The organism is Betaproteobacteria bacterium, assembly GCA_016713305.1.
In the GTDB taxonomy this organism is placed as follows: Bacteria; Pseudomonadota; Gammaproteobacteria; order Burkholderiales.
The window spans coordinates 636158-654650 of record JADJPK010000005.1 but is presented as its reverse complement, the minus strand read 5'-3'; the positions used below and the strand labels follow the sequence as shown (position 1 = coordinate 654650).

Here is an 18493-nt window from a genome sequence, read left to right as displayed (position 1 = left end):
TCCGCCCTCCCCTTCAGGAGGCGGCGAGCACGGGATCCTGCCGATTGCCGTCCGGCTCGTCGGCGAAACGCAGGGCAATTGCCTTGAACGCATCGGCAACGGCCAGGAAAGCATCCACGAGTCCGGGCTCGAAATGCCCGCCCCGGCCCTTGACGATCATGTCGATGGCCTGCTGGTGCGAGAAGGCGGGTTTGTAGACCCGCCGCGAGATGAGGGCATCGTAGACGTCCGCAACGGCCATGATCCGGGCAGACAGGGGAATCGTATCGCCCGCCAGCCCCTGCGGATAACCGGTGCCATCCCACCGTTCGTGATGCCCGTAGGCGATCTCGCGGGCATACCGCAGGAAAGAACCCTCGTCCTCGCCGAGCGTCTGCTCGGCAGACACGATGGCATCGCGCCCGTGGACGGTGTGCATCTTCATCACCTCCCACTCCTCCGGGTCGAGCTTTCCCGGCTTCAGCAGGACCGCGTCCGGAATCGCCACCTTGCCGATGTCGTGCAGGGGCGCGGACTTGTACAGCAGATCGATGATCTCGTCCGAGAGCTGACCCTTGTACTGCGGCGTGCCCTGGAGCTTCTGGGCAAGCAACCGGACATAGTTCTGCGTGCGGCGGATGTGGTTGCCCGTCTCGTAATCCCGCGCTTCGGCCAGTGAGCAGAAGGCCATGATCGTGGCGTCCTGGGATGCCACGACCTGCTGGCCGCGTCTTACCAGTTCGTCTGCCTGTGCCTGGATTTCCCGCGTACGTTCGGCGACGATGTACTCGAGATCGAGATTGCGTTCCCGCAACATGCGAGTCGCCCGGCTCAGCTTGAGATGATTGCGCACTCGCGCGAGGGCGACCGGCGGGGAGAACGGCTTGTGAATGAAATCCTCGGCCCCCAGAGACAGACCACGCTCCTCGTCCGCGGCGCTTTCGAGGCTGGTGAGAAAGATCACCGGGATGTCCCAGGTCTGGGGGTTCTCCTTCAGCCGGCGGCAGACCTCGTAGCCGTTGAGCCCGGGCATGACCACATCCAGCAGGATGAGATCGGCAGGCTGCCCCCGGTTGAGGTAGTCGAGCGCCTCGTCACCGTCGTGCGCCGTGTGCACGAAATAGTGGCCCTCCAGGAGGTCCTCGAGCAGGAGCAGATTGTCGGGCTGGTCATCGACGACCAGCACATGAGTATTGCCGTGTCCCATCGTTTCCATGTTGCGTCAGCTCTCGGGAAAACCCGGGCGACCGGCGCCAGCCGCCTTGGCGGGATCTCCGATCTCGCCTCCCGCGCCGCCTTGCCGTGGTCCGGCTCCTGCCGGAATGCGATCCGTATCCTTCAACCCGTACTTTCTCCCCGCTTCCTCATCGCTTGCAAGGCGGCTTCCAGACAGATCGCCAGATTTTCGGCCAACGTCGCGGAAAGCGGATCCTGACTGCGGGCGGCCGACTCGGCCTCTCTCGCCATCGCCTGCAAGGCAGACGCCTTCATGTTGCCCGCCATTCCCTTCAGGCTGTGCGCGATGAATCCCATCGCCTCCAGGTCTCCGTCCTGTCCGGCGGTACGTAACTTTTGCGGCGTGGTTTCGTGAGTCTTGAGCACTGTCGAAACGAGCCTGTCGACGAATTCCCGCCGGCCCTTGAAGTGGGCCTCGAGTGCAGGCCAGTCGATCGCCGGGACTGTTCCCGTATGGTCTTCTTCCGTCCCGGCGCCCGAAGCGGGTTCGGCCTCTGCGGGGAAGGGTGTCCGAAGGGCAGGCTCGGGGCGTTCCGCACTTGCCGTCGAAGTCGGGGCAGCGGGCCGGACTGTCCGACGCGCGTGGCGTGACAAGGCGTCGACCAGCGTCTCGAGGTCCACGGGTTTGACGAGCTGTTCGACCATTCCGGCCGCCAGACAGCGCTCGCGTTCGCCCGGCATTGCATTGGCGGTGAGACCGATGATCGGCAGCCCGGGCGCCACTTCGAGGGCCGCACGCGCGAACCGGTAGCCGTCCATTTCGGGCATCTGGATGTCGGTCACGACGACATCGAAGGCTCGGGGTCCGGCTGCCTTCAGGATGTCGAGCGCCTCGCGGCCGTTCTCCGCCAGTGCAAGCTTGACGCCCTCTCCAGCCAGCATCTCCTCGAGAACCAGACGGTTGACCTCGTTGTCTTCCGCCACCATGAGACGGAGCCCGGCCAGCCTGTTCGTGATGTGCTGGGAAGTGACGGATTCGTCCGACCACCGGCGCGCGGCCAGAAAGAGCCGTGCCCGAAGCGGCCGTTCCAGCGGGGCGGCTCGTGAGCGAAGCGGTTCCGGCACCTCCGTGTGCCGCCCATGCCCGCTGACCACCGCGATCCGTCTTCCTTGCTGGATCTGCCGTGCAAGCCAGGCGGCGAGTTCGGCATCGATCGTCGAGGCGTCGATCGCGAGCAGATCCGACTCGCGATCGAAGGCCGCGGCGACGTCGGTAACGACAACGGTGGCACCACGCGACTCCAGCGCGGGAACGAGGAATTCGAGTTCCTCCTGCGGAAGGCCGACGAGCGCCAGTGTGACATTCTCCGCGGCCGCCGGCCCTGAAATCACCTCCAGCGGCAGCCGCACGTCGAAGCGCGTTCCCGTCTGGGTCTCGCTCCACACCGAGATGTCCCCCTTCATGGCGGCGACGAGGCGGTTGCTGATGGCGAGACCCAGGCCCGTGCCGCCGAAGCGCCGCGTGGTCGAACTGTCCGCCTGCTCGAACGGGCGGAACAGCCTCTCGGTCTGTTCCTTCGTCATCCCGATGCCGGTGTCCATCACGGAGAACTCGAGCGCGCCCGGAACCGTCCGCACCGAGAGCGCCACATGGCCATCGGATGTGAACTTGACGGCGTTCGTGAGGAGATTGACCAGCACCTGCGAAACGCGCAGGGCGTCTCCCCTGACGATCGACGGAAGGTCGGGGGCCTCGGTCACTCCGAAGGTAAGGCCCTTGGCGTACGCCGACTCGGCCGTGAGCGCGACGGCTCGATCGATGACCGTGGCCAGATCGAAGGGCGCCTGCTCGAGGTCGAGCTTGCCGGCCTCGATCTTGGAGAAATCGAGGATGTCATTCACCAGCCCCAGCAGCAACTGTCCGGAGTCCTGGATGCGGCCGAACGTCTCGGCCGTATGCCGGCCGACGTTGTCCCGCAACCCGACCTGCGTGAACCCGAGAATCGCATTGAGCGGTGTGCGGATCTCGTGGCTCATGTTGGCCAGAAAGTCGCTGCGCATCCTGGCGAGACGATTCGCCTCGGCCAGCGCCGCCTCGCGCGCGACCTCGCCCGTCTTGCGCGCGGTGATATCGCGCGCGAATCCGACAGTGCCCAGCACCTGCCCTTCGTGGTCCACGACGGGCGCCTGGTACGTCTCGATCCAGATAGGCTCCGCATCCCCCTGGAGAAGTTCCTCGCGGGTCTTGCGCGACCGCGTGGCGATCACTTCAGCCTCATCCGCAAGGTACCGCTCCGCCACGTCCGGCGGCCACAAACCCAGTTCGAGATCTGTCTTGCCGATGATCTCCGCCACGGAGATGCCCGCCTGCTCCGCAGCGGCGCGGTTCGCGGCGAGATAGCGCCGGCCGGTGTCCTTGAGCCAGACCCGGAAAGGGAAGTTGTCGATGAGGGCGTACAGGTAGCTCGCCTGCTGCTCGAGCTCTGCCGTCCTGGCAGCGATAAGGCGCTCGAGATCCGCCTTGTGTGCCTCGAGTTCGGCCCGGGCCCGCCTCGCTTCGTCGACATCCTGGAGCGTCCCGACCACGCGCAGCGGATTGCCCGACCCGTCGTAGCGGGCGAACGCCGACGTGGCGATCCACTTGGGGCGGTCTCCCGGAACGATCGCGCGGAACTCCGCGTGCATCCGGGTGCCGGTCGCGATGGCATCCTCGATCCGGTTCCAGACGTCCAGCATGTCCTCGGGGTGCATCATGGCCCGGAAATGCTCCATGCGCCCGCCGAACGAATCGATGCCCATGATCGCGTAGCACCGATCCGACCAGAACAGCGCATCCGAGGCGATGTCCCATTCCCATACGCCCATGTGCGCCGCACTCAGGGCGAGGTCGAGCCGCTCGCCGCGTTCGCGCAGATCGAACTCCGCCTGCTTGCGCTCCGTGATGTCCTGCGCAAAGCCGTGCCAGAGGGTACTGCCGTCGGGAACGGACTGCGGCACGGAATGGCCTTCGACCCACACCTCTCCGCGAACCGGATGCCGGAATCGGAATTCCTGGCGCCAGGGCGTCAAGGTGCTGGCGGACAGATTGATCGAGGTGTTGAACGCGGCCACGTCGCCGGGATGGATGAGTTCGAGGAGCCCGGAGGCGTCGTCCTTCAACAACGTGAAGTCCGCTCCGAAGATGTCCTCGGAGTTGGTGCTCGTGAACGGCATCGCCGTACGCCCGTCCGGCCACCGCTGGAACTGGTAGATCATTCCAGGCACGGTGGCGGCAATGCGCGCCAGCTGGTCCTGCAGCCGCAGCTGTTCCTCGCGCGAGCGCTCGCTCGACTTGCGCTCGGTGATGTCCTGGGTGATGCCCACGATGGCGGTCGGCCGGCGCGAATCGCCGGTCACCTCCATGTGCGTCGCCGCCAGGAACGAGATCCAGCGCAGACTGCCGTCGCGGCAGACGATCCGCAGTTCGACACCAAGCCTGCGCGGGCGATCCTCTCCCGGGCCCGGTGCGGCGCACATGCCGTCGAAGTGCGCAACATCCTGCGGATGAACGCGTCCCCTCAGGTCGGCGAGATCGGCGGTGAGCGTCTCGAAGTCGAGGTGGCGCGCGCAGAAGGCATCCATGACAGCATGCCGGGTCGCGAGATCGATCCGCCAAGTCCCGAGCGCGGCCGCGTCGAGCGCCAGCCTGTGGCGCTCCTCGCTTTCCCTGAGCGCTGTCTCGGCCACCCGCCGGGCCTTGCGGTCTTCCGCCTCGCGCAGGCTGCGGCGAATCGAAGGCGCCAGCTTCGTGAGACGGTCCTTGAGGACGAAATCCGACACGCCCATCTTCAGCGACTCGACAGCCTGCTCCTCGCCGATGCTGCCGGAGACGAGGATCACGGGAACGTCGGGCAGACGCGATCGAACGAGTTCGAGCCCCTCCTGGAACGTCATGCCCGGGACGTAGTAATCCGAGAGCACCACGTCCCACCGGTCCTCGGACACGGCGCGCTCCAGATCGTCTCGCCTTGCCACGCGCAGGCATTCCGGCTCCATGCCATCCGCGCGCAGCCTGCGGGAAAGGAGGATGAAGTCCGGTTCGGAGTCCTCCACGACCAGGCAGCGGATGCGTTCCATGGCCAGGCCGCTAGCGGAGGGCCGCATGAAGGCTCCGCGCATCGGCAACGCGCAAAGGGTCGGGCGCGCGGAAGGGTCCCTCGGATCGGGACTCATCCGGCGCAAGCCGGCGACGCAAGGGGAACAGGATGTCTTCGGCCGGATATCCGCACGTCGCCTCCGAGGCCTCGACACCTTTCCGGGAGCCCGTTTTCGGGGCCCCGGACATGAAACGGGTCGAGGTGCTTCCAGACGTCATCGAATTCAGCCTTGAGGCGGTTCGTTGGTCGCGAGCCAGTACACGCCAAGATTGGCCACCTTCTCGGCAAACTCGGAGAACGCGACCGGTTTCCGGACAAAGCTGTTGGCGCCGTCGCGGTAGCTGCGCAGCCGGTCGCTCTCCTCGTCGGACGACGTCAGCACCACGACCGGGGTGAGTTTCGTGCGCTCGTCCGCCCGCATGCGGGCGAGCACCTCCAGACCGCCGATCTTCGGCAGGTTGAGGTCCAGCATCACGATCGCCGGCTGTCCTGCAGCCGAACGGTGGGCGAACTCGCCTTCCCCGAACAGATAGTCCAGGGCCTGCTGACCATCGCGGACCACCTCCACGCCATTGGCGAGATTGACCTTGTTGAGCGCTCGTAGGGTGAGCATTTCGTCCTGCGGGTTGTCCTCCACGAGGAGAATGGTGTGGCGGCTCACGCAGCCCCCCCTTCCTTGTCGGTTATCGGCAGCGACACCCGGAACCTTGCGCCCTTTCCCGGCGCGGATTCGGCAAGAATTGTCCCGCCGTGCCGGTGCACGATGCGCTGCACGGTCGCCAGACCGACACCGAGGCCGGGAAACTCGTCCTGCCGGTGCAGACGCTGGAACGGCTGGTACAGCTTCTTCGCGTGTGACATGGAGAACCCGGCGCCGTTGTCGGACACGCAGAAGAACCGCTTGCCTTCGATCTCTTCCGACGTCACCTCGATGCGAGCCTCACGCGTGTGCGCCGAGTATTTCCATGCGTTGTCCACGAGGTTGCGAACCACGGAATCCAGCATGCGCGGGTCGCCCTCGGCAACGAGGCCGGGTTCCACCCGCCAGTCGACGTTGCGTGCCGGGTGAGCGCGGACCAGTTCCTCCAAGGCACGCGTCGCAAGGCGGGTGATGTCGACACGTTCGCGGCGAAGTTCACCGCGAGTGCTGCGGGAGAGGAGCAGCAGGCCGTCGATGAGATCGCCCATCTGCCGGCTCCCAGCCACGATCTGTTCCAGGTAGTGCCGGGCCTCGTCCTGCAGACCGTTGCCGTAGTCCTCCACGAGCGCCTCGCTGAAGCCGCTCATTGCCCGCAGAGGCGCCCGAAGGTCGTGAGAGACGGCATAGGCGAAGCTTTCCAGCTCCTGGTTCGCGGCGGTCAGTTCGGCCGTCCGCTGTTCCACGCGTTCCTCGAGTTCGGCATTGAGCGCGCGGATGCGGTCTTCGGCTTCGCGCCGGACACTCATGTCCCGCAACACGCCCAGCACGGCCGGCCGGTTTCCGTAGCGGATGCGGCTCGCCCGGAGCTCCAGCCAGATCCGCCGCACCCCATCCTTGCAGACGAACTCCAGTTCGTAGGACGAGGGCGGAGAGCCGGCGCCGGCGATCCGCTGATCGAAGCGGTCGGTCCATATCGTCAGGTACTCGGGCGCGACCACGCGGCCGAAGGGGAGGTCGGCGAACTCCGCAAGCGTGTATCCGAGCATGTTCACGAGAGCGGGATTGGCGAACACGAAACGATGCTCCTGCGCGACGAAAACGCCGTCGGCGAGTGCATTCAGCAAGGTGCGGTTACGCAGTTCGCTCTCGGCGAGCGCCTGCTCGGCCAGCTTCCTTTCGGTGATGTCGATGGAGACGATGCACAGAAAGCGCGCCGCGCCCGCAACGTCGGAGACGGGAAACTTGTGCGACAGATAGTACCGGCGTTCGCCGCGGAAACTCGCCGTCTCCTCGACGACGAGACGGGTGCCGGACTGCATCACGTGAACGTCGTTGGCACGGAACTGCGAGGCTTCTTCCGTGGAAAAGAATTCGAAGTCGGTACGGCCGATCATCCGATCTCGCGCCACGCCGAACTGGGCCTCGCACTGGGCATTGACGAGCACGTAGTGGCCCTCGGGATCCTTGAGAACCAGGATGGCGGGAAGATTGTCGGCGATGGCGAGCAGCCGGTGCTCCTCGTCGCGCAGGCGCGCCTCCACCCGCTTGAGGTGCGTGATGTCTGCGCAGATGGCGCCGAGACCGCTGAGACGCCCGGCGACATCGCGGATCGGAAAGCGGGTGGCGAGGTGCATGGCCCCGTCCGCGGGATGAGTCTGCGCCTCCTCGACCGACGTGGCCGTTCCGCTCTGCACGACGGCCCGGTCCTTGCGCGCCAGTTCTTCCGCGACAGGCCGCGGATAGAGGTCGAAGACCGTGCGCCCCAGCACGTCCTCCGGCGCCCTGCCGAGCGTCTTCGCGCCATGGCCGTTCACCAGAAGAAAACGGCCGTCGAGGTCCTTGACCCAGATGGTCCCGTTCGCATTGTCGACGAGCTGACGAAGGAGCGCCTCCGACCGCTTGATGGCCTCTCGATCACGGACGCTCTGCGTCACATCGTGGATGATGATCATCGCGCCCGCGATGCGCCCTTCGCCATCGTAGTAGGGTTGATACGTGTTCCGCTGCCACAGCACCGAATCGGGATCGAGCTGCCCGCTTTCGGAAGGCGACACCGGATGGCCTCCGCGAAGCCGGGGAATGAGCTCCTCGACCCGGACGGTCTCTCCCTCGAAGACGCGCTGCAGGATCTGCGCGAGGCCGTGCTCCTGCAGGCCCGGCGACAGATCGAACATGTGCCGGCCCAGGACCTCGCTCGATGGCACCCCCGTGTAGCGATCCATGAAGGGGTTGCGCGCAATGCACACGAGGTCACGGTCGTAGACGACGATCCCCTCGCCGATGCTGGCGACGATCTGCTGACTGAGATTGGCGGACTCTGCCGGCGCGAGGTACCCCGGGAATGCGCGTGATCCGCGGCGGGGGCCCGGAGAAAGGGCGGATGCGGGGCCGTCGGCAGGCGCCGTCATGGAAGATTCACCAGTGGCGAGGGACGAGCCAGCCGGCGGCGCACACGACGGTGCACCCGAGGTTCCGCATCCGCAAGCCGTCCGCGAAGCGCTCGCATAGAATGGATCGTCACGATCCCGAACACGGTGAATGAATTCATGCCCGCGACCCAACACGTCTTCGCCATGGGCGGCGCCTTCCTTGCCGACCCGGAGAACAATCTACACCTGGAGCGGTACTTCAAGGAACTCACGGGGCGCGATGCGCCGAGAATCCTCTTCGTCCCGACCGCCAGCGGCGACAACGAGCCCTACCAGCTCCGCTTCTACCAGGCATTCACCCGGCTGGGCTGCACACCTGCCGTACTTCCCTTCTTCAAGCGCACTCCCAGGGATCTCGAGGATTTCGTGCTGGGCTTCGATGCCGTTGCCGTAGGAGGCGGCAACACGCGGACGATGCTCGCGATCTGGCGCGACTGGGGCCTCGATGCGGTTCTGGCGAAAGCATGCGCCCAGGGCATCGTGCTGGGCGGCTCGAGCGCCGGGTCCATCTGCTGGTTCGATCAGGGTATCACCGATTCGATCGCAGGAGCGCTCACCAGTCTTCGTTGTCTGGGGCTGGTGGGGGGCAGCAACTGCCCGCACTACGACAGCGAGACGGATCGCCGTCCGGCCTATCGGGGAATGGTGGCCTCCGGCGAGGTCGCAGATGGTTACGCTGCCGACGACGGGGTGGGACTTCATTTCGTAGACGGCGTCTTTCACCGCGCCATCGCCAATCGTCCCAAGGCGATGGCGTGGTCGGTCCGGCGTACGGCAGACGGCGCCACCGAAACCGCGATCGAACCGGTGCGGCCCGAGGGGTCCGGCGAGGCGATGCCCGCTTAGCCGGTGATGTGTTGCGTTCGGGGCTTTCCCTTCCGGCCCCGCGCGTAGTAACGTGCCCTGCAGGCAGATTCCAAGGGGAACCTCCCCGGGCCGGCCCGCTGTCGAGGGCCCGGCAGCCTCGGGTTCCGGCGGGTCCGGCGTCGCGTCAACGCAACCATGGGAGGGGGCATGGCGCAGTACGATTCCGATTCGATTCGGACGGTGGCACTCGTCGGCCACGGCGCGTCGGGCAAGACGACGCTGGTGGAAGCACTGCTGCATCAGGCAGGCGTGATCCCGAGCCGAGGCTCGGTCGAGCGCGGTTCCACGGTCAGCGACTTCGATCCGCTGGAAAAGAGCTATCAGCATTCGCTGCGAACGTCCGCGGTGCACCTGGACCATGGGGACATCCGTGTGCACGTTCTCGATACGCCCGGCTTTCCCGATTTCGTCGGCCAGGCCATGGGCGCTCTGGACGCGGTGGAGACCGCCGCGATCGTCGTGAGCGCGCAGTCGGGCATCGAACTGGTGACCACGCGGATGATGGAGTGGGCGGCGCAGAGGAAATTGTGCCGCCTGCTGATCGTCAACAAGATCGATGCCGACAACACCGACCTGCCGAAGCTGCTCGAAGATCTGCAGGCCGCCTTCGGCAAGGAATGCCTGCCGATCAATCTGCCCGCCGCCAATGGGACCCGGGTGGTCGATTGCTTCTTCAATCCCGCGGGCGAATCGGATTTCTCGTCGGTGGCCGAAGCGCATCGCCGGATCGTGGACCAGGTCGTGGAGGTCGACGCCGATCTGATGTCGCTCTATCTGGAACAGGGCGAGGTCGCCCCGGAGCAGTTGCACGCCCCCTTCGAGGCCGCGCTTCGCGAAGGACATCTGGTGCCCATCTGCTTCGTCTCCGCGCGCAATGGAGCGGGCATCGCCGACCTGCTCGACATCTTCGAACACCTGCTTCCCACACCCGCGGAAGGCAATCCACCGCTGTTCGTGAAGGGCGAGGGCGAAACAGCCATGGAATTCCGTTCCGATCCGGATCCCGCGAAGCACGTGCTGGCCCATGTGTTCAAGGTGGTCGTCGATCCGTTCGTGGGCAAGCTCGGGATCTTCCGCGTCCATCAGGGCACGGTGACCAAGGACACCCAGCTGTTCGTGGGTGACGGCCGCAAGCCGTTCAAGGTCGGCCATCTGCTCATGATGCAGGGCAAGGACCATGTCGAGATCGACCGCTGCGTCCCCGGCGACATCGGCGCGGTCGCGAAGGTCGACGAGATCGAATTCGATTGCGTGCTGCACGATTCCCACGACGAAGACCACATCCACATGCGGCCACTGGAGTTTCCCACGCCCATGCATGGAATCGCGATCTCGCCCAAGCGCCGCGGAGACGAGCAGCGGCTGTCGGATGTGTTGCACAAGCTCGCGGCGGAGGACCCCACGTTGCGTGTGGATCACGACCCGGTCCTCAATGAAACGGTCCTTCGCGGCCTCGGAGAACTGCACCTGCGTGCCGTCGTGGAGCGCATGGCACAGCAATACAAGATCGAGGTGCAGACCCGGCCGCCGCGCGTACCATACAGAGAGACCATCACGTCGGCCGCGGAAGGCCACCACCGTCACAAGAAGCAGACGGGAGGCGCCGGTCAGTTCGGTGAGGTCTTTCTGCGCGTCGCGCCGTTGCCGCGAGGGACGGGATTCGAATTCGTGGACGAGGTGAAGGGCGGCGTCATTCCCAACCAGTTCATCCCGGCGGTGCGCAAGGGGGTGGAACAGGTCCTGACTTCCGGTCCGCTGGCGGGATACCCCATGCACGACGTCAAGGTCACGGTTTACGACGGAAAGCATCATCCCGTCGATTCGAAGGAAGTCGCCTTCGTGGCGGCGGGCCGGAAGGCATTCCTGGACGCGATCTCCAAGGCGCATCCCATCGTGCTGGAACCGGTGGTCTCTCTGGAAGTGGTGTGCCCCGAGGCGCACATCGGGGAAATCACGGGCGACCTATCGGCGCGACGCGGCCAGGTCACCGGAACCCTCGGGCTTCGGCTCGGTACGCTTGCAGTCACGGGCATGGTGCCGCTCTCCGAAGTGGAGGACTATGGATCGCGGCTCAAGGCGATGACCGGGGGGCACGGCTCCTATGGCCTCACGCTCAGCCACTACGAGCCGGCGCCGCCGGCGCTTCAACAGCAACTTGCCGCCGAACACCGGCAGCACCGCGTCGAGGAAGAGGAATGATGGAGTGCCAGTGGGCGGGATGCGGCTTCCCGGCCCCAGCCGAACGGGGACAGACCCTTCCGGTCAGCCACACGTAGAGAGGTAATGCGGGAGAGCGTGCCCCCCGAAGCGGTATCGGCGAGCTCGCTTTCCGACGCCGGTCACGCAGACACGGCCTTGCGCTGTAGTGGAATCCGACGCGGTTGGAGGATCAGGAGGCGGCCGTCTGGAGCATCCACTCCCAGACCTCGCCTTCATCGGTATCGTGTCCGCGGCCGGTCAGGTGGAACCCGAGCTTCGAGAGCACGGCGGTGGATGCGCTCTCCTCGGCAGGCGTGTGGGCGATGAGCCGGATTCCGGGTTGCACTTCGAAGGCAATCTGCATCAGCGCGATCGCCATGGACGTGGCATGACCCCGGCCCTCGTAGGCGGGGAACGTGTAGTACGCGATCTCGACCCGGTTGCCTTTGGGCGGCGCCTTGAACGCACACGTCCCCACGCAGATGTCGCCCATGAAGGCGAGATACCCTGTCCAGGGGGGGACGAAGCCCACCTGACCGTAGAGTTCGGCCGAGGCGTCGCACGCGTCCTTGGCTTCTTTCGGCAGGCCGGGCACGGGTCCGTCGGGCCTGCCGTTCTGATCGATGGGAACCAGACGGAAACCGTTGGCCGGAGGCACCACCGGTTCGGCCGGACGTCCCGCCGTGTCCGCACCGGCGGCCGGCTCCAGCGCGCCGAACTGGACGACGTCGGTCTCCTGATGATGTCGGTAGAGGCGGCGATGCTGCCTCGGATAGTCGATGACATCGTGGTCGAGCCGCTGGCCGACGACCAGAAAAATGAGCGGATCGCTGCCCTCGTTGATGATTTCGTGCGGGACCCCGTTGGCCGGGTAGGCCAGAAAATCACCCGGACCGATCAGGATCGTCCGGTCCCCCAGGATCGCCGTTCCGCGCCCCGCCAGCACGTAGACACATTCCTCCTCGAAGCTGTGGGCGTGCAACTCGGTCGACCGGTGCCCCGGCTCGACGACCACCATGTGCACACCGAGGTTGCGCAGGCCTGTCACGTCACCCAGCGACTTGTCGATGCAGATGGCATTCGGATTGAGGAAATGCTCAAGGCGGATGCCTTGCATGTTCTGGATATCGAGGGCCGACAGGTACATGGCGATGTGTGGTGGTTCGATTCGAGAGTCTGCCGCGGCAGACCGCCAGACAACGGATGATGCCTACTGCCGCTACAGCCCGGCAGTCGTGCGCCTCATCCGCAAGCGCTAAACGTACCATGACTGCGGCTTCTCCCGCATGCGCATCTCGGCTGGAAATCCGCCGCATCGGCAAATGCGATTCCCTTTGCCGGTCCAGGGTCTATGGCGACGTCTCCGGATTCGCCGAGTACGAGGCCGGCGGCGAAATTCCCCTCAAGTTGCCCGCCACCATGCCGATTACCCCGGCGATGCACGCGCAAAGAGCGGTCGCCCGCTGGTTCGCGACTGCAGTGCCCCGCACGTTTCAAGGAATCGCCATGAGCAACGCCCGCCTGTCCTGCACCGCCCCCGTTCCCGAGAACGCCGATTCGTACGCCCGCCAGCCCGACGGGTTCGTCACCGGCTGGACCGTTTCCGTCGTCTTCGTGCTCGCGCTTCTTGCCCAGAACCCCGTGCTTGGCGCGCTTTTCAGCGTCACCCCCTGATTCGCCGAGAGGAGAGGCGAACATGACCGTCCGCTTCGTGGTGTGCGAGAACCCTTCCCCGGCTCTGCGGAACCCCGGAACCGATCGGGAGCCGATGTCCGGGTGGACTCAAGCAGGCGTCGATTTCAGGCGGCTCACGCTGCCCACTGCACGGACTGCCCGACCCGCAGGCCAAGCGTCGTGGCAGCGTTCGCCGCAGGCATGGCGACCTCTACTAAGCCGAGGCTGTTGACGTACCAGAACGCCTTTCCGGGAGGAGCGTCACCGAAGACGCGCGCATGCGGAATCCGCATGCCGACGAGGCAGAGTTCGCGCGCTTCGGGCAAGTCCTGCCCGCGCAGTCCGGTAAAAGCGTTGCCATAGTGGTCGAGGTAGATGATCTCCGCGAGATCCTCGCCCGGGAGCAGGACCTCGGGCGCGGGTATCTGCTTCACGTTCTCGTTGGGAAATTCCCCGCTTGCCACGGCCGCGGCCATCGGCGCGAACACGTCCCGGCCGTGGAAGGAAACCGAGACACCCTGGGGGTGATCGGCGATGCGCCACACGCTGCGCATGGCGCTCCTGTGCCACAGGACCGAGAACAGCCCATTGTCCGGTCCGACGAAGGTGCGCCCATCTATCCGCGCGACCAGTCCGCTGCGGCGCGTTCCCACCCCCGGATCCACCACCGCGATGAAGACATGGCCCCGCGGCACGCGGCTCGCCAGGGCGGCCAGCAGGTGAGCGGATGCCTTGACGTCGAACGCAGGGGCTTCGTTGAGCAGATTGATCACGCGCACGCCCGGCGCGTATCGGTCCAGGACGGCTTCGACCTGGCCGACGTAGAGGTCCGTCGCGCCGAAGTCGGAAAACAGCATGAGAGCCATGGAAGAACGGTGACGGATGACGACGTGTGAATGGTAACAGGCAGCCATTCGGCGCCCACGTGTCATACCGGCGGAATTTCCATGAATGACGGGCCCCGTCCGCGAGGTACACTTCCCCCCACATACCGGTCGCCCCCGCACCGTGTCGACGGTGCACCGTTCTTGCCGGACGGTACGCGATGGCGGCGTGCTGCACAGAGCAGTCCGGATTCCCCGGCAGCAGCAAAGACGCATGCCGCCGCCTTGATTCAGGGCCTGTCCCGCTCAACGGTCGGGCACCTGCTGCTCACGAGAGAAGGATCTTGATCGAATCCATCATCCGCAGCGCGCTGCAACAGCGCGCCATCGTCATCGTCGTTGCCGTGATACTGCTCTTCTTCGGCCTGGACGCGGCGACGAAGTTGTCCGTGGATGCGTTTCCCGACGTGACCAACGTGCAGGTGCAGATCGCCACGGAAGCCGTGGGCCGTTCGCCTCAGGAGGTCGAGCGCGCGGTGACGATCCCGGTGGAGATCGCCATGACGGGATTGCCAGGGCTCACGGAGATGCGTTCGCTCAATCGGCCTGCGCTGTCCCTCATCACACTCGTGTTCACGGACAAGACCGACCTGTACCTTGCGCGCCAGCTCGTGATGGAACGGCTGATCGAGGTGCGCGATCGCCTGCCGGACGACGTCACGCCGGTGCTGGGCCCGGTCTCATCGGTCCTGGGCGAGGTCTACCAGTACACGCTCGAACATCCCAAGGACGGCAACCGCGCCCTGACCCAGGAGGAGCTCACGCACCGCCGCACCATCCAGGACTGGGTCGTGCGTCCCTACCTGCGCTCCATTCCCGGCGTGGCGGAGATCAATTCCACCGGCGGCTACGTGAAGCAGTATCAGGTACAGGTCGATCCGGATCGCCTGACTCACTTCAACATCCCGGTGAACGCGGTCTACGACGCGCTGAGAAACAACAACTCCAACTTCGGCGGCGGCATCATGCCGCACCATGCCGACCAGTACCTCATCCGCGGGGTGGGTCTGATCCGCACGATGGACGACATCCGTTCCATCGTGCTGAAGGAGGTCAACGGTACACCCGTGCTCATCCGCGACGTGGCCGATGTGCGCATCTGGCACCTTCCCCGGGTGGGCACGATGGTGAAGAACGGCAACACCGAGGCTGCCGGGGGCATCGTGATGATGATCGCGAGCGGCAACGCCAAGGACGTGGTGTCGCGCGTGAAGGCAAGAGTCACGGAACTCAACTCCACGGGCGCGATTCCGGACGGACTTCAGATCGTTCCCTACTACGACCGGTCGGAACTCGTCGATGCCGCGCTCGCCACCGTGGTGAAGGTGCTGATCGAAGGCGTCGTGCTGGTTGTCGTGGTGCTGTTCCTGTTCCTGGGGGATGTCCGCTCGTCGGTGATCGTCGTGGTCACGCTCGTCCTCACGCCGCTGGTGACGTTCATCGTGATGAATCAGGTGGGACTCTCCGCCAATCTCATGTCGCTGGGAGGAATGGCGATCGCGATCGGACTCATGGTCGATGGCTCCGTCGTGGTGGTGGAGAACGCCTTCTCGCATCTCGGCCGGCGAAGCGACGGCTATGTGTCGCGTTCCGCCGTGATCCTGGGCTCGGTCCTGGAAGTGGCCACTCCGGTGCTGTTCGGTGTCGGCATCATCATTCTCGTCTTCCTGCCGCTGATGACGCTCACCGGCATGGAAGGCAAGATGTTCTCGCCCCTGGCCTACACCATCGCCATCGCTCTGGGTGTCTCGCTGGTGCTCTCGCTCACGCTGTCGCCCGCGCTCGCGGCCATCTTTCTCAAGGGTGGCGCGGACCACGACACCAGACTGATCGCGCTCATCAAGAAGCCGTACTTGGGCCTGCTGCACAACACGATGAACAACCCGGTGCTGACGACCGGGATTGCGGTCGCTCTGTTCGTGGGTGCGTTTGCGCTCGTGCCGTTCCTCGGCACGTCCTTCATCCCCGAGATGAAGGAGGGCTCGGTGTCGCCCAACATCATGCGTGCCCCCAACATTTCCATCGAGGAGTCCACGCGCATGGAACAGGAGGCGATGCGGCGGATGATGGAAGTGCCGGGCGTCAAGCTGGCGGTCTCGAGAGTGGGCCGGGGCGAGTCGCCCGCTGATCCGGCCGGGCCGAACGAGGCGGATCCCATCGTCACTCTGAAGCCGCGCGACGAATGGCCTTCGGGCTGGCTGCAGGACGACATTGCCGAAGCCATCCGGCAGAAGCTCGAAGGCCTCCCCGGTGTGCAGATCGTCATGGCGCAACCGATCTCGGATCGCGTGGACGAGATGGTGACGGGCGTGCGGTCCGATGTGGCCGTCAAGATCTTCGGAACCGACATGGACGAGCTTCGCCGCTACGCGGAGCAGGTGGCGGCGATCGCCTCCGGCATCCGCGGCGCGCGCGATTTCCGCATCGAGCGGGTCTCGGGCCAGCAATACCTGCAGCTGATCGTGGACAGGCAGGCAATCTCCCGGTTCGGACTGAACGTCTCCGACGTGCGCGACTTCATCGAGATCACGCTCGGCGGCCGGGTGGCGACGGAGATCTTCGAAGGCGAAAGACGGTTCCCTGCCTCCGTGCGCCTGCCGCTGGACTTCCGCAACGACGTGGCGGACATCGAGGAAACGCTCATGCTCACCTCGGGCCATGCTCGCGTACGCATGAAGGACGTTGCACGCATCGTCGTGGAGGAAGGTCCCGCGCAGATCTCCCGCGAGACGGGCAGAAGGAGAATCGTGGTGGGAATGAACGTGGCGGGCCGGGACCTGGGCGGTTTCGTCGCCGAACTGCAGGAGAAGGTCCGCAGTTCCCTGCCCCTGGCGCCCGGCTATTCCTTCGAGTGGGGCGGGCAGTTCCAGAACATGGAAAAGGCGCTCAAGCACCTCACGCTGATCGTTCCGGTCACCATCGGCGCCATCTTCTTCCTGCTGTTCCTGCTGTTCCGTTCGCTGCGTTACGCGACGCTGATCATCACCGTGCTGCCGTTCGCCTCGATCGGCGGCGTCGTGGGACTGTTCATCACCGGCGAGTACCTGTCGGTGCCCGCGTCCGTCGGCTTCATCGCGCTGTGGGGAATCGCCGTTCTGAACGGTGTGGTGCTGGTCAGCTACATCGAGTCACTGCGCCAAGCCGGCCACACCACGCAGGAAGCCATCGTGGAGGGTGCACGCATGCGGCTTCGCCCCGTTCTCATGACGGCCACGGTGGCGATGCTGGGCCTCATACCGTTTCTCTTTGCCACTGGGCCGGGCTCGGAAGTGCAACGGCCGCTGGCCATCGTGGTGATCGGGGGTCTGCTCACCTCGACGCTTCTCACGCTGGTGGTGCTGCCGACGATCTACCCCTGGTTCGTTCCGAAGGCGCGGGGCAACGACAACGACTGAGACCGGGAAAGGGCCGATCGCCGGCAGCCCAGGCGGCCGGCCCCGGGTCGCGACCACGTGCCCGATCATATTGTCCTCAGGGCGGACCGCCGCCTTCCTCGCGGGCCCGCATCTTGGCCGCGACATAGGCGCCGTGCGGGACGTACAGCAGGTCTGCCACTTTGCGCACGAGATGTTGCTCCCATGCGCTCAGCGCCGTGTCTGCGTAGGCCACCCGCCACATGGCCTCGATGACCTTCTCCTTCTGCTCGGCGGAGAAGTGCCGGTTGAGCAGCGACGTGAACTGGTAGTAGTCCGTGGATTGACGCGCTTCCTGTTCCGCGAGCCTCACCAACTCGTCGGCTTCCTCGGCCGCAAGCCCGAACTTGCCGCGGACGGCCGCCATGATGGCGGCACGTTCGGCAGCGTCGATCTCGCCGTCCATGCGGACCATTTCCACGAGCAGTGCGGCAGTCGCCAGCCTGATCGCATGCGTCTCGTCCGCCTGGCGCGAACCGGCATCCATGCGGGTCTCGAAGAATTCGCGAATGGCCTTCAGCATGAGGAATCCCGACGCCGCTGCTTCGGCTACCGGCGGCGGCGGACCTCGTAGCCGACTTCGCAGTCCTCGTGCGCCTCGATCTTGGCGATCTGCAGATGCACGGCGCACACTTGCGCGTAGTCGAAACACATGGCGAGCACGCGCTGCCCCAGTGTTTCCAGAAGATTGATGTGCCCGGCCCCCAGAATGTCCAGGATGCCCTGCCGCAACTTGTCGTAGTCGAGCACGTCCTCGAGACGGTCGTGCCAGTCGAAAGGCGGTGTGAGATAGACCGCGAGATGAATTCGCAGAGGTTGCCGTCGGGTGCGCTCGCTGTCGTATACGCCGATGTCCGCGTGTGCCACGAAGTTGCGCAGAAAGAGCGTGCGCACGTCATCGTCTTCGCCACGCCACGCCGGCGGCTGGATGTGCAGCAGCGGTTCGTTCATGTCCATCGTCGCCCGTCTCGGCCGAGAGGATGTTGCAAAGGGATGATGCTACACCAATCACCGCTCGCGCCAGCGCGTCGGGTCACTGTTCCGCGACGCGGGTTGCGCCCGTCGGCTTCCTCTACACTCTCCTTACCCCGAACCG

General features: G+C 65.4%; 12 protein-coding genes. 4 read left to right on the top strand and 8 right to left on the bottom strand.

The window, feature by feature from the left end; genetic code table 11:
- Positions 1-13: 13 nt before the first annotated feature.
- The 4 genes from IPK20_07890 to IPK20_07875 form a co-directional block, all read right to left on the bottom strand.
- Complete coding sequence (locus IPK20_07890) at positions 14-1195, bottom strand: two-component system response regulator (protein MBK8016648.1); 1182 nt, start codon at positions 1193-1195, stop codon at positions 14-16.
- Between the two features lie 122 nt (positions 1196-1317).
- Positions 1318-5298 carry a response regulator gene (locus IPK20_07885; GenBank protein MBK8016647.1) on the bottom strand — a complete coding sequence of 1327 codons (3981 nt, stop codon included), beginning with the start codon at positions 5296-5298 and terminating at the stop codon, positions 1318-1320.
- Between the two features lie 216 nt (positions 5299-5514).
- Complete coding sequence (locus IPK20_07880) at positions 5515-5952, bottom strand: response regulator (protein MBK8016646.1); 438 nt, start codon at positions 5950-5952, stop codon at positions 5515-5517.
- Entirely contained in the window at positions 5949-8339 is a 2391-nt protein-coding gene (locus IPK20_07875) for a PAS domain-containing protein (protein MBK8016645.1), read from the bottom strand. Before IPK20_07875 ends, IPK20_07880 begins: the two co-directional genes overlap by 4 nt.
- Positions 8340-8504: 165 nt before the next feature.
- Here IPK20_07875 and IPK20_07870 point away from each other — a divergent pair, with 165 nt between their 5' ends.
- Both IPK20_07870 and IPK20_07865 read left to right on the top strand, forming a co-directional pair.
- The gene (locus IPK20_07870; GenBank protein MBK8016644.1) at positions 8505-9206 is read left to right on the top strand and encodes a peptidase E; all 702 of its coding nucleotides are present in this window, start codon (positions 8505-8507) and stop codon (positions 9204-9206) included.
- Between the two features lie 168 nt (positions 9207-9374).
- Positions 9375-11426 carry an elongation factor G gene (locus IPK20_07865; GenBank protein MBK8016643.1) on the top strand — a complete coding sequence of 684 codons (2052 nt, stop codon included), beginning with the start codon at positions 9375-9377 and terminating at the stop codon, positions 11424-11426.
- 190 nt (positions 11427-11616) lie between these two features.
- Here IPK20_07865 and IPK20_07860 read toward each other — a convergent pair whose 3' ends face one another.
- A complete protein-coding gene (locus IPK20_07860; protein MBK8016642.1) occupies positions 11617-12573 on the bottom strand; it encodes a GNAT family N-acetyltransferase in 957 nt (318 codons plus the stop codon).
- A 359-nt stretch (positions 12574-12932) separates the two neighbouring features.
- Between IPK20_07860 and IPK20_07855 the strand changes: the two genes are divergently transcribed.
- Positions 12933-13100, top strand: coding sequence for a hypothetical protein (locus tag IPK20_07855; GenBank protein ID MBK8016641.1), 168 nt, complete (start codon positions 12933-12935; stop codon positions 13098-13100).
- Between the two features lie 134 nt (positions 13101-13234).
- On the opposite strand, the gene IPK20_07850 is transcribed toward IPK20_07855, so the two are convergent.
- Positions 13235-13966, bottom strand: coding sequence for an SAM-dependent chlorinase/fluorinase (locus IPK20_07850; protein ID MBK8016640.1), 732 nt, complete (start codon positions 13964-13966; stop codon positions 13235-13237).
- A gap of 302 nt (positions 13967-14268) precedes the next feature.
- Between IPK20_07850 and IPK20_07845 the strand changes: the two genes are divergently transcribed.
- On the top strand, positions 14269-17379 hold the full coding sequence (locus IPK20_07845) for an efflux RND transporter permease subunit (GenBank protein MBK8016639.1): 3111 nt from the start codon (positions 14269-14271) through the stop codon (positions 17377-17379).
- A gap of 76 nt (positions 17380-17455) precedes the next feature.
- Here IPK20_07845 and IPK20_07840 read toward each other — a convergent pair whose 3' ends face one another.
- Both IPK20_07840 and IPK20_07835 read right to left on the bottom strand, forming a co-directional pair.
- Positions 17456-17920, bottom strand: a complete 465-nt coding sequence (locus tag IPK20_07840; protein MBK8016638.1) for a TerB family tellurite resistance protein — start codon at positions 17918-17920, stop codon at positions 17456-17458.
- 26 nt (positions 17921-17946) lie between these two features.
- Positions 17947-18348 carry a dihydroneopterin aldolase gene (locus tag IPK20_07835; protein MBK8016637.1) on the bottom strand — a complete coding sequence of 134 codons (402 nt, stop codon included), beginning with the start codon at positions 18346-18348 and terminating at the stop codon, positions 17947-17949.
- Between the last annotated feature and the right edge of the window lie 145 nt (positions 18349-18493).